The 12,299-nt window shown below is 50.7% G+C and carries 8 protein-coding genes, 2 tRNA genes and 1 pseudogene; 6 read left to right on the forward strand and 5 right to left on the reverse strand.

Annotated elements, in window-relative coordinates:
- Positions 1-19: 19 nt before the first annotated feature.
- On the reverse strand, positions 20-1,504 hold the full coding sequence (locus K6958_RS12915; RefSeq protein WP_249891477.1) for a sugar ABC transporter ATP-binding protein: 1,485 nt from the start codon (positions 1,502-1,504) through the stop codon (positions 20-22).
- Positions 1,505-1,572: 68 nt separating this feature from the next.
- On the reverse strand, positions 1,573-2,493 hold the full coding sequence (locus tag K6958_RS12920) for a sugar ABC transporter substrate-binding protein (protein WP_249891478.1): 921 nt from the start codon (positions 2,491-2,493) through the stop codon (positions 1,573-1,575).
- 496 nt (positions 2,494-2,989) lie between these two features.
- Here K6958_RS12920 and K6958_RS12925 point away from each other — a divergent pair.
- Positions 2,990-3,065, forward strand: a tRNA-Asn gene (locus K6958_RS12925).
- Between the two features lie 136 nt (positions 3,066-3,201).
- On the opposite strand, the gene K6958_RS12930 is transcribed toward K6958_RS12925, so the two are convergent.
- Positions 3,202-3,942 (reverse strand): hypothetical protein, encoded by a 741-nt coding sequence (locus K6958_RS12930; protein ID WP_249891479.1) that lies wholly within the window; start codon positions 3,940-3,942, stop codon positions 3,202-3,204.
- 439 nt (positions 3,943-4,381) lie between these two features.
- On the opposite strand from K6958_RS12930, the gene K6958_RS12935 reads away from it, so the two are divergent.
- Complete coding sequence (locus K6958_RS12935) at positions 4,382-5,029, forward strand: TetR/AcrR family transcriptional regulator (protein WP_249891480.1); 648 nt, start codon at positions 4,382-4,384, stop codon at positions 5,027-5,029.
- Positions 5,030-5,111: 82 nt separating this feature from the next.
- Here K6958_RS12935 and K6958_RS12940 read toward each other — a convergent pair whose 3' ends face one another.
- Complete coding sequence (locus tag K6958_RS12940; RefSeq protein ID WP_249891481.1) at positions 5,112-6,944, reverse strand: DNA/RNA non-specific endonuclease; 1,833 nt, start codon at positions 6,942-6,944, stop codon at positions 5,112-5,114.
- A 188-nt stretch (positions 6,945-7,132) separates the two neighbouring features.
- Between K6958_RS12940 and K6958_RS12945 the strand changes: the two genes are divergently transcribed.
- The 4 genes and pseudogenes from K6958_RS12945 to K6958_RS12960 all read left to right on the forward strand — a co-directional run bounded on the left by K6958_RS12945 (position 7,133) and on the right by K6958_RS12960 (position 11,774).
- Positions 7,133-7,208, forward strand: a tRNA-Asn gene (locus K6958_RS12945).
- Between the two features lie 892 nt (positions 7,209-8,100).
- A complete protein-coding gene (locus tag K6958_RS12950) occupies positions 8,101-8,685 on the forward strand; it encodes a fimbrial biogenesis chaperone (RefSeq protein ID WP_249891482.1) in 585 nt (194 codons plus the stop codon).
- Between the two features lie 88 nt (positions 8,686-8,773).
- Positions 8,774-9,304, forward strand: a complete 531-nt coding sequence (locus K6958_RS12955) for a fimbrial protein (protein WP_249891483.1) — start codon at positions 8,774-8,776, stop codon at positions 9,302-9,304.
- Positions 9,305-9,434: 130 nt separating this feature from the next.
- Positions 9,435-11,774, forward strand: a pseudogene (locus K6958_RS12960) (fimbria/pilus outer membrane usher protein).
- Positions 11,775-11,864: 90 nt separating this feature from the next.
- Here the strand turns inward: K6958_RS12960 and K6958_RS12965 are convergent.
- Positions 11,865-12,197, reverse strand: a complete 333-nt coding sequence (locus tag K6958_RS12965) for a DUF496 family protein (RefSeq protein ID WP_085072333.1) — start codon at positions 12,195-12,197, stop codon at positions 11,865-11,867.
- Positions 12,198-12,299 lie beyond the last annotated feature (102 nt).

Raw genomic sequence — 12,299 nt, forward strand, 5'->3', positions numbered from 1 at the left:
TCATGATTTTCCTCTCGCCTCACTCGGACGCCAGCGACATAATAGTTTCCTGATCGGCTTCTTCTTTATTGAGAATGCCGGTTATCCGTCCTTCATGCATCACCATCACCCGATCGCTCATACCCAGAATCTCCGGCAGTTCTGACGACACCATAATCACCGCCACACCACGGTTAGCCAGCTCGCTGATCAGCCGATAAATCTCCGCTTTCGCGCCGACATCAATGCCGCGCGTCGGCTCATCCAGGATCAGGATTTTCGGTTGCGCCAGCAGCCAACGGGCAATTAACACTTTTTGCTGATTGCCGCCGCTGAGGTTATTGATGATTTGATCCATGGTGGGCGTTTTTATATTCAGCCGCCGGATCTGCTCCATACAGTCCTGCGCCATCTGGACATGACTGACGAAGCCGCCTTTGCTGCTGTACTCTGGCATATTGACGATGCTCATATTTTCCAGCACCGACAACACCAGAAACAGCCCGGACTTTTTACGATCCTCGGTGAGAAACGCCATGCCCTTCTCGATTGCCGTTGCGGGTGAATCGATGGTGACCGGCACGCCATCAATCAGCACTTCACCACTATCGGCCTGCGCCATGCCAAACAGGGTTTCCATCACTTCGCTGCGCCCGGCGCCCACCAGCCCGGCAACGCCAAGGATTTCACCGCGGCGCACGCTAAAGCTGACATCCTCAAAGGCATCCTGCCGCGACAGATGGCGCACCGTGAGCACCTCTTCGCCGATGGCGTTGTTGAACTTGGGAAACAGCTGCGTCAGCTCGCGGCCTACCATTTGAGTAATCAACGACTGGCGGGTATAGCTGTCGGTACGATCGCTGCCTACCCAGCTGCCGTCGCGAAATACGCTGACCTCATCGGTAATGGTAAAGATTTCATCCATTTTATGACTGATATAAACAATCGCTTTTCCCTGCGCGCGCAAATCGCGAATGATAGTAAACAGATGCCCCACTTCGCCTTCGGTCAACGCCGAGGTCGGCTCATCCATAATCACTACATCGGCGTTCCATGAAACCGCCTTGGCGATCTCCACCATTTGTTGGCTGGCGATGCTGAGCTCGCCGACCATGCGATCCGCCGGCAGGCGGATATTAAGCTTGCTTAGTAGCGCCTGAGTTTGCTGATTTAGCTGACGGTGATCGACCAGGCCAAACTTTACTGGCTCGCGACCCAGCCAGATGTTTTCCGCTACCGTCATCCACGGCACCAAATTAAGCTCCTGATGAATCATCGAAATACCGGCGCGCAGCGCATCCAGCGTGTCCTGAAACTGTACCGTCTCACCTTTAATACGGATTACACCGTGATCGGGACGGTAAATCCCAATCAGGCACTTCATCAAAGTGGATTTTCCCGCGCCGTTTTCACCCATCAGCGCATGTACCGTACCCGGTCTGACGCGCAAAGAGACGTTATTCAGCGCCTTCACGCCAGGAAAAAATTTACTGATGCCTTCAGCTTCCAGCGCATAAGCAGTCATGCTTTACCTCCGCTCGACAGCTCGCCTGCTGGCGGCCCGCGTAACGGGCGGCAGGCGAACGGAAAGGGTTATTTTTGGTTACGGCTAACAAACTGCTGATAGTTCTCTTTGGTAATCAGCTGATAAGGGATCATTACGTTTTTCTGCACTTTCTCGCCCTTCACCAATTTGATCGCCGTCTGAACCGCGCCCTCGCCCTGGCCTTTGGCGTCCTGAAAAACCGTGGCGATCATGCGGCCGCTTTTGATCTGCTGCAGCGCATCGGGCGTGCCGTCCACCCCGGCGATCAGTACCTTGTTATTCTTGCCCAACGCCATTAATGCGCCGATAGCCATTTCGTCGTTATTGGAGGCGATGGCGTCAATTTGATCGCCTGCGGTCATCCAGTTGCTCACCACATCCACCGCTTCGTTACGCATAAATTTAGCGGTCTGCTTCTGCACAATTTTGATTTGTGGATATTTCGCCACCACCGCCTCAACGCCTTTGGTGCGATCGCGCGTCGCCTCGTTCGCCAGGTCCCCCATTAAAATGGCGACGTTGCCTTTTTGCTGCATCGCTTTCGCCAGCGCTTCCATTTGCAGGCGGCCCGCCAGCTCAGAATCCGATCCCACATAGGCCATTTTGTCTGTCAGCTCGGCCTGCGGTCGGCGGTTAACAAAGATCAGCGGAATGCCCGCTTTACTGGCCTGGTCCATAATCGGCTTCACCGCGTTGGTATCAACCGGGTTGACGATAATGGCGTCCACTCCTTGCCCGATAAAGTTTTGTACCTGTTGAAGCTGCTGCGCCACGTCGCCTTTGGCATCTTCCATCTGGCCTTTTACCTGGGTTTTATCCATCTCTTTTTGCATGGCGGTACGCACGATGGTGAGAAAGTTGTCATCAAACAGCGCCATCGACACGCCCAGCTGGATATCTTTCGCCAGCGCAGCTGCGGGCAACAGGCAGGCAATAACGCAGGCGACAATCGCTTTTTTCATCTTCATAGTTCACCCTTCGATTCGTTAAATTGCGCTGGCGGGCCGTTACCTCGAATGAAAAATAATTTTTACATTCACACAACATCACCAGGGTTATAAGCTACGAAAAAAGATAAAACCTTGTACCCAGCGGCTTTTTTATGCTTGCCCTCCTTTTTTTCAACATGCTGATTTATATCCTAATGGTTATGGAGATGCCTGTTATTCGAGCTTTGTCGCACTGATAACCTGATGAGACAGTTTATTTGTTTCATAATAACGTTAATTGAAATTTTCATAATAAAAGCATCGAAACGCGCGTTTTAAAATTACCAAATAACAAAAATTTGACATACATCTAACATCAGCGGGGAAAAGGCGTTAAATTGAGATCCACACAGCAGATCAGAAAAGCAGCAAAAGGCGGAGAGTTGCTGATTTTGCCAGCAAACGCACCGCGAAAAGCGGTACAGGCTTTGACATTCATAAAGGCGCCAGGTAATATTCGCCTCGTTCACACGATTCCTCTGTAGTTCAGTCGGTAGAACGGCGGACTGTTAATCCGTATGTCACTGGTTCGAGTCCAGTCAGAGGAGCCATATTTAGAAAAGCCCGCTCAGGGAAACCTGAGCGGGCTTTTTGCATTGCCGTAGACTGATTTATGCAGCGCTGTAATCGGCTAACGTAAGCCACAGGCTGCGTCCAATCCGCAGCGCCAGTATGGTTAGCGCTGCGCTACTTAGCTAACAGTCGGTTAACTTTCACGATAGAACGGGTCAACACGCTGCCATCATGCGGATCGCCAAAATGAAATAGCGCTGTTGCCCGGCGAAAAGCGGGATCGCAGGGGCCGTTAGCATGGAAAGAGCGATAGCCATGGAAAAAATAGATATTGCCCGGCTGTAAATAGAGCGTCATAGGTTTAACCAGCCGACGTTTCACCGCCTGGGTTAACAGAGTTCGCGACACGCCGTTTTGCATTAGCGTTTTTTCCAGCACGTTAAACACTACGCTGGAGCGGAAAGGCCGTAAGTTAGGGAATAAAATTAAATCTCCGCGCGCCTCGCCTTTCTGCGGAATTTCAATCGGCAGCAGCGCGGTAATAACGCTGGCATCATAATGAAACGTGTTCGATTTCTTTTTCCCACTTTCACCCTGTACGCAGCGCAGCACCGCCAGAATATTTTGCTGGTCTAAGGCGCGCCCCAGCGATTTCTCCGCCATCAGTCGCAGCAGTTGACGAAAATCTGCGTTTTCACGCAGTTCAGCCAGCGGCGTATGATCGATCTTATCTACATCGCCAAAAATAGCATGGTATCCCTTTCCTGTATTTGCACTGACCTCATCAATCCAGTGACGAAATTTTGCCAGACCCTCAGCGGTAACAGCATTTTCCAGTACGGCGTATCCCTGGCTTTCAATGTTTTCTAATAACTGCGATACAGCATTCGGATCAATATTTGCAACAAAAGACATAGCACCCTGCCTGTTATAAGTTTCTTTAATATATGGCGTTAAATCGTCGTTATTGACAGCCCTGGTCTGGCCGCGTTAATCATAGGAGGTCTGCGAGATAAATAAATGCAGTCAGGGAAAAATAAGAATCATTAACGTTTATAGTCTTATTTAAACTGGCCCCAGTTAGCCCTGTTTTTTTATTCGCGATGCAATTAATTCCTTGAATAAACGCCGCTATTATTATGCATGGCTGCTTGCGCTCTGTTTATTGCAACCAGTTATAAGTGAGCCTCCCCTGGCGATGATGGCTAGTGCTGCGCTTGTCTGCCGCTACATGAACGCTTAAGAAAATACGCCCGCGGCCCCGCGCATCCCTCTACCGGACCGCTGATACATTGTGTTTGATCTGGCAACAAGTTACCCTGCCAGCGGCTTAGTTAACGGGAATTCCCCTGATATGGTTGAACAGGTAAAACGCAAGAACGACCCGGAAGGATTAAAAAAACGTATTCTTGAAGGCGCGCTACAAGCCTTTGCTGAATATGGCATGCAGGGCGCCCGGCTGGAGCAGATTGCGGGCTATGCGCAAACCACTAAACGTATGGTGGTTTACCACTTCGGCAATAAAGAAAATCTCTATATTGCCGTGCTGGAGCGGGTTTATCAGCAGATTCGCGAGCATGAAACTGCCCTCAATTTACGCGCACTGCCGCCGGAGGAAGCGATTACCCGGCTGGTAGAAGAGAGTTTTGATTATCATGCTAACCATGCCGATTTTATGCGCCTGGTGTGCAGTGAAAATCTATTGCGCGGCCGCTATATTAGTCAGTCACCGCGGATTAAAGCGCTTAACCGCAGTGCGCTGGATCTGCTGGATGATATTTTGTCACGCGGGCAACAGGCAGGTCTGTTTCATCAGGATGTGAATACAATTGATGTGCATCGCCTGATCAGCAGTATTTGCGTTCATCATGTTTCAAACCGCTATACCTTTAATACGCTGTTTATGTCTGATAACAGCGAGGCGGAAAGCATTAAGCGTAACCGCCAGCTGGCCGTCACCGCCACGCTGCGTTATTTGCGACGCTGTGATACCCCGGCTTAGCTTCTGGTTGCCGGCGCGAGCAGGCTGGCATAGATCGCATCGCCAGCCTGCTCAGGCAATTAAAGCAGGCAGCCTGACGAGGTTACAGTAGATCGCGCCATGACATAATCAGCGCCGCCGGAAGCGGATCGGCGCGCACGCCTGGCGACGGCTGCCAGCTATCCCAGGCGCGAAAGGCGGAAAAATCCAGCCCGGTCAGGCTTTCCAGCCCGCTGACCGTAATGCGAAATTCATCTACCCGCGGCACACTATCCTGCTGCGCGGGGGCGATGGCCCGTCGTGGCTCGTCCAGCAGGTTCGCCTGGCTAACCAGCAGCGCCGTAGCCTGTGGCTCGCCTTCGCTGCCAATACGCAATACCACTTTCCAGAACATCAGCGGCACTTTCGCCTCGCCATATTGCCGCCATTGATCGTTCAGCACTGGCCCGGTTAGCACCGTAATCTGTTTTTTAGTTTGCAACACGCCATATTCCAGGATGTAACGCTCTACACCCTGCCAGTACTGTAGGCTCTGGTTAAAGCGAAAATGCTGCGGCGAACAGTTAGTAAAATGGAAGGTATCCTTATTGGCGCGGATCGCTTCCTGCGGCGTGCCCCAGGTAGGATCGCTGCGACGAGTCAGGTGCCCACGATCGAACCAGCGACTGAATTCGCGATAAAAAGACTGCACCAGGTAATAGCGGCTGTCCATGCGGCTGTCTTCATACCAGCTGTCTCCTTCGGCCAATAGCGAGGGCTGGCCACTGTCGCGATTGATACTGATATAGCGCGCGCCATCAATATTGGTGGCGGTGAGAAAAGCGATGCGCCGCTCGGCGCAGACCGCCAGCGAAAAATTCTGGTAGTCCAGAATCGCCTCAGTGCCGGTCGCACCGGAGCGCAGAGGCGCGATCTCTGCCGCCCTGGGCTGCAGGATCGGCGCTAACGGCACCGCATAACCGGCGAGAAAGTCGGGCTGATAGCCATTGCGATTGGCATAGTTAGCATCCGGCGCGGCGCGCGCCTGTTCGATCAACGTCAGCGCGCGTTCGCCGCGTAGTGCCGCAATCAGGCGTTGACGCGCCAGCGGTTCAAGCGTTACCGCCTCCGCTTTTAACCAGTCCACCAGCGCGCTGATGCGAATGCCTTCATTTATCAGGGTTCCGCTTTCGTCCTGCGCCGCGCCATGATGCAGCGCTACCAGCTGCCAACTATCGTTAAAAACCGGCGCGCCAGAGGAGCCTTCATCGGTATCCGCCGTGTAATGCAGCACATTCGCTGCGGCGCTGCCCTCTTCCCCGCGCGCCAGTAAATAATTATCACGCAGCGCGACCTGCTGCGCAGCGCCGGCAGGATGCTGAATGATATTCACCGCCATGCCCAGCTGATGTTTATCGGGTCGATCGCTGAGTACGATTTGGCCTGGCAGCGCCATATCGGCTGTGCCCGCACGCTGTTCACCCAGCGCAACCAGCGTACAGTCCAGCTTATCTTCCGGGCTGGTCAGCCAAAAACTGTCGGCATCCAGTGAGTAAACCGCGGTCGCCGCGATCTTATCCTGTTCATTTTGCCAATAGCCAAACTCCACGCTATAGCCAGCGGCGCGTTGACGATCCGGCAGTACGTGAAAGCAGGTAACAAATAACCCGGCGCCAGTCAGAAAACCGGTGCCTTTAGGTACGCCATCCTCTCGTACCAGCGCCACCGCTCTGGCCCGTTCAGCGCCCTGCAGTAAAAAGCCGGTGGGTAAGAAATCGGCTTCCGGTCCAATAATCGCCGTCCGCTCCAGCATGCGCTGAAAGGCATAACGCTGCGCGCGTCGGCTATCCGGCTCTGCCTGCTCTGTTTTTCCTTCGGCAACGGCCTTTACGCTCTGCCTGCGCTGAGCCGTGGTCAATGCCAGTCGCTGCCGTACCAGATTTTCTCTCTGCGTCATGGATGCTCCTTTCGCCTCGCTTTTAAACCGCCTTCATAACCATAGCCACCTTTATGCATATCAGCACGCCGCTGATAACGGTTAAGATCACGGCGGACTGCTGCTTTCTTCAGCACTCAGTCGCTTTTTGCGAAACAGGCTTTGACAAGTTCGGATGCCCTCGATATCATGCGCCCCGTTCACACAATTCCTCTGTAGTTCAGTCGGTAGAACGGCGGACTGTTAATCCGTATGTCACTGGTTCGAGTCCAGTCAGAGGAGCCAAATTTAGAAAAAGCAGACGCCTGGCGTCTGCTTTTTTGCTTTCCGGCCCGGCCATCTCCTTTCTGCCTTTCAGTTATCGCTCTCGCGCCTTTTTTCCTGCTGTGTCCCTGGCGTTATTCGCCGTCCAATAACACATTTAGTGGGACAAGGTGATTTTTATAGCCGTTACTGCCGGGCCACCTACATAAATAATCTATAAGCAAAAGTACTGTTGTTTAATTTGAGTTAAGGCAGATTCACCCACTACACCACCGCCAGCAGAACAAATTTTAAATCTTAAAAATGACCATATTATGGAATTTAATTTCAAAACAATTACTGTTAATGGCTTTATAACCCATACAGCGAGCGATTCAGCCTTAAAATCTCCGATGCCTGTCTCATACGGCTCCTCATTCTTCAGGGTTAAACTTTGTTGTTTTACCTTACAAAAACGGGCTTTCCCTTTGATTTCAACCCGCTAATGCATAACGATACCTAATAATTTTTTTACTGTTCACGGCCAAACAACCTTATTATTCTAATAACCCTTCTTGATATTCTTTTTAGGCGCATTTTCCGCATAAAAGTAGCCAACATGCAATCAATCTGTAAATGAAACAAAACATCATTGTAATGCTTATCCTCCCTCATTACAGAAGTTGACAGTACGCCATATTAAAAATTACCCTATGCGCTATTAAATAACTCATCGGATAATTCTTAACGTTATATACGCGTTATATTTATTGGTATTATAAGCATGAACTTTATCTCAATGTTAAAGGGATGCAGGTTATGGCGCTCGGTCAACGCCGTAAGCACAGGAAGCGTTTTATTTTTGTTAATAGTATTTACTGTTATAAGTGCAAAGGCCCGGGCGTCGTTAATTCTCGACCAAAGCAGAATTGTGATGAGCGCCAATAACGGCGGCATGGGCATAGTAAAAGTAGATAATCCTACCGACCATGATTACCTTATTCAGAGCTGGGTAAGCGGTGATCATGATGGCGTACAGGAAGAACTTTTTGTACAGCCACCGTTGGTAAAAATCAAAGCACATCATAAAGTCGCATTGCATATAGAAGCCATCGACGCTGCTATTGCCGCTCAAAAAAAGGAAAAACTTTTCCAACTTAATGTTAAAGAGATTCCAAAGGTAGAAAAGAAAAGCGGTTCTCAGCTGCTGTTGGTCATGCTGACTAAAGTAAAAATATTATACCGCCCAACAGCACTGTCCCCTGAGATAGGTAATGAATATAAAAAAATAACGTGGAAAAAATCGCCAGGCGCTCTCCAGGTGACTAACCCAACGCCTTATTACGTGACCTTTAGCGAAGTATGGGAAGGCCACAATGAAACGCATCCGCTGGATGTCGACATGATCGCCCCCCGGTCAACAATATTCATAAAAGGCTATCATGGCTCGCACGATATTCATTACCGCATTATTAATGATTACGGTGATATCAGTGAGACTGTGCATGTCACATTATGATTAATCATTGAATTCTACACGTTCAAACTTTCCAGTGAGCAACGGGGTTGCGCTCACTATTTTTTTGTTAATACTAAAGGATGTACAAATGAAGAAATTAAGCGCGATTTCTCTGAGTCTGTTAATAGCAGCCTCCTCAGCCGCCTTTGCACAAGGTGAAGGCAGCGTGGTGCATTTTAACGGTCATGTTACTGAACCAACCTGCGCTATTATTCCTGATAACCAAAATATTACGCTGGACACCGTAGGCGCCAGCGCCTTTGATGGCGTTGCCGTGGGTGAAAGTATTGAAAGCGGCGCCCGCGACTTTCAGATTCATGTTAATTGCCAGGCAGCTAATTTAGGCAATCATGTGAAACTTATCATGCAGGCGTCAGCTGATACTAATCAACGTCAGGCCCTGAAAAATCTTAGCAGTGATTCAAGCGGCGTGGGACTGGAAGTTTTTTATAATAATGAAGTGCTGCAACCTAATAGCGAACTGGATGGCACTAAAATTACTAACCTTAATAAGGGCGATGATAATATTGCGATGAAAGTCCGCTATGCGCGCCTGGGTGAAGACGTTACCGGCGGCGACGTCAGCGCTGATGTCACCTTCGTAACGGAATACCGTTAATTCCGCTTTATCGTTATACTAAAAATCAGCCATGGTCTAATCCATGGCTGTTCTTTCCGGCTAGAATTTTATGAGCGCTGCAAATAAACCCGTTGCAACGTTATTATTAGTTGTTTGTCTGAGCTGTCTCATGGCAACCCCCTTAAAGGCCGAAGAAGAATTCGATTTATCCTTACTGGAAAATAAAACGCAGGTTAGCCGACAGGATGCGGAGATATTTAACGGCGACAGCGATATCCTTCCCGGAAAATACGCGTTTACCATCACCATTAACGACCAGGAAGTGGCACAGCAGAATGTCCTGTTCCGCCTGCATCACCATCGTACCGAGCCGCTGTTTAGCTGCCGGGATCTACAGCAATGGGGCGTTCATATTGAACGCTGCCCGCGTTCAGAAAATTTTCTTTCCGCCTGGGTTAAAGAGGCCAAATTTGATATTGATTTGGCGGAAAATAAACTGGCCCTGACGCTGCCGCAGCAGGCGTGGAGTAAGCCAAATTTGTATGACATCGCTCCCAGCTGGCAATGGGATAACGGCATTAACGCCGCCTTTATCAATTACGATCTCTCTCTGCAGCGCTACCAAAACGACAGCGTGAGTAATGACCTCTACGGCAACCTGACTAACGGTATTAATCTTTTTGGTTTTCGCCTGCGCAACAGCGGCTTTTTCTCTGCGCCTGATATGGCGCATCCGCATTACCAAAGCAGCAGTAGCTGGCTGGCCTATGATATTGATCGTCTGCGCAGTACTTTAACCGTTGGCGATTTCTATACCAACGGTAGCCTGTTTCAAAGCACCACGCTGCGCGGCGTTTCACTGGCCTCAAACAGGGCGATGTTGCCTAACACCGAACGCAGCTATGTACCGGCGATTTTGGGTTCAGTGAACGCAAACGCCACGGTGATCATTAGGCAGAGCGGCTATGTGATCGCCACCCGGCAAATTCCGCCGGGCGCCTTTAATATCAATGATATTCCTGTCTCCTCCTCAGCGGGCGATATTGACGTGACGGTTATTGAAGCCAGCGGAAAACGTCAGCATTTTATTCAACCTTTTAACACGACTAACTTTCAACTGCCCCGGCATAGCCTGCGCTACAGTGTAAACGTGGGCCAAAGCCGACAAGATGATGCTCAGCGTCTGCTGGAAGTCTCATTCTTATACGGGTTGAATAACACCTTTACGCTGCTGGACGGCGTACAGTATGCGACCGATTATCGCAATATCGCCACCGGGCTGGGCGCTAATGTGCACTGGCTCGGCGGCCTCAGCGCCCTGTTTAATCAAAGTCAGAGCACCCGCTATCGGCAAAAGCGCACCGGCAGTCAACTACAGCTGGGCCTTAGTCGCTTTCTGCCGCTGACCGACAGTTATATTTATGCCTCCTTCAGGCACCGCTCTAATCCCTGGTATCACGATTTTAATCACTCGCAGCGTGTCGTAGAAGACGATATGGCGCGCAGCTATCGCAATAAATATAATTTGCAGCTAAGCCAAAGCATTAAAGGGGTGAATCTGGCGCTGAACGTCGATCGGGAACTTGACTGGAACGGCGAGCGTTACCGCAGCTGGCAGGCCAGCCTTAATTTCAATCTCGGACATACCACGCTGCTGACCTCCTGGTCCCGTCGCTATGCGCCTGGACGCAAAGGCGAAGATTATCTTTCCGTCAGCATCAGTATCCCGCTGGGGCGAGAGCGAAATTATTACTTTGATATGAGCCAGAGCGGCGGCGCCAGTCACAACAGCCATTTTGCTTTTAGCGGCGGGGCTGGCGAAGAGAGAAAATTGATTTACAGCCTGGGCGCCACGAAAAGCGGCTCTGAATATCATTATGACGCCTCGGCAAATTATACCTCCAGTCAGGGCGTCGCGCGTGCTGCCTAGTCACACAGTCAAACAACGCAGCAGTGGCAGGCTGACGCCCGCGGCTCGGTGGTCATGCATTCCCATGGCATAACGCTGGGCCAGTATCTGAGCGAGAGCGCTGCCGTTGTTCATACGCCGCGCATTGGCGATATCGGAATAGAAAATACTCAGCACATCAGGACCGATCGCTGGGGGAATGCCATCGTGCCGAATCTGGTGCCCTATTACTATAATGAGCTCACGCCCACGCTGGATAGTCGTCATATTCATACCATCAAAATCGATGGTACGGTGCATCGTCTGGTACCGCGCCAGGGCGCGATTATGGCGGTGGAATTTAGCGCCTCTCATCAACAGCAACATTATGCGCGCATTACGCAAGCCAGCGGCCAGCCGCTGCCTTTCGGCACCATTCTCTACGATGCGGAAAACCGTAACCGCGGAGTAATCTCCGCAGGCGGCATCGCCTCAATGGATATTTATCGCCTGAAGTGGCCGCTACACAGTAATCTAACCAACAAACAGCGCTGCTCTATCGATCGACCCGCTGAGAAAATAACGGCAAAGAGAGTCTGGCCTTTGGTCTGCCACTCCTGAGGTGGGCAACGTCAAGCCAGCGGCAAAAACGAAATCGGGCCGCTAAGCGGCCCGATGATAACCAACCAGCACCACAGCTGGTCGCAAAGATTACTGATTCTGTCCCGGGACTTTATGCACGCCCATTGACTTCAGTTTTTTGGAGAGCTCACGACGCTCTTTCGACAGATCGGCATTTTTGATGATGTATTCATCCACGCGATCTTCATAGTCGCTGCGCATGCTGGCGATGATCTCCTGAATCGCTTCAACGCTCATGCCCGGCTTGATGTATTCGCTCAGGTTATCCAGCAGCAGCACACGTTTCTGGTTGTCACGAATTTTCTTTTCAACGTCATGAATTTCGCGCTGTAGCTTGTTCTTGCGACGGTTCATGCGCACGAATTCAAGCACGTCCTGAAATGATTGCTTTGCATTTTCCATGTTGACACCTTTCATTAGGCCTGCCTGAACAGGCGGTATTGTCGTAGCCTTCAGCTTAGCGGCTCGCCTGGGCCGATGGCAATTTTCACATTTAAATTCAGA

Origin of the sequence: Mixta hanseatica, assembly GCF_023517775.1 — a bacterium.
Classification (GTDB): Bacteria; Pseudomonadota; Gammaproteobacteria; order Enterobacterales; family Enterobacteriaceae; genus Mixta; species Mixta hanseatica.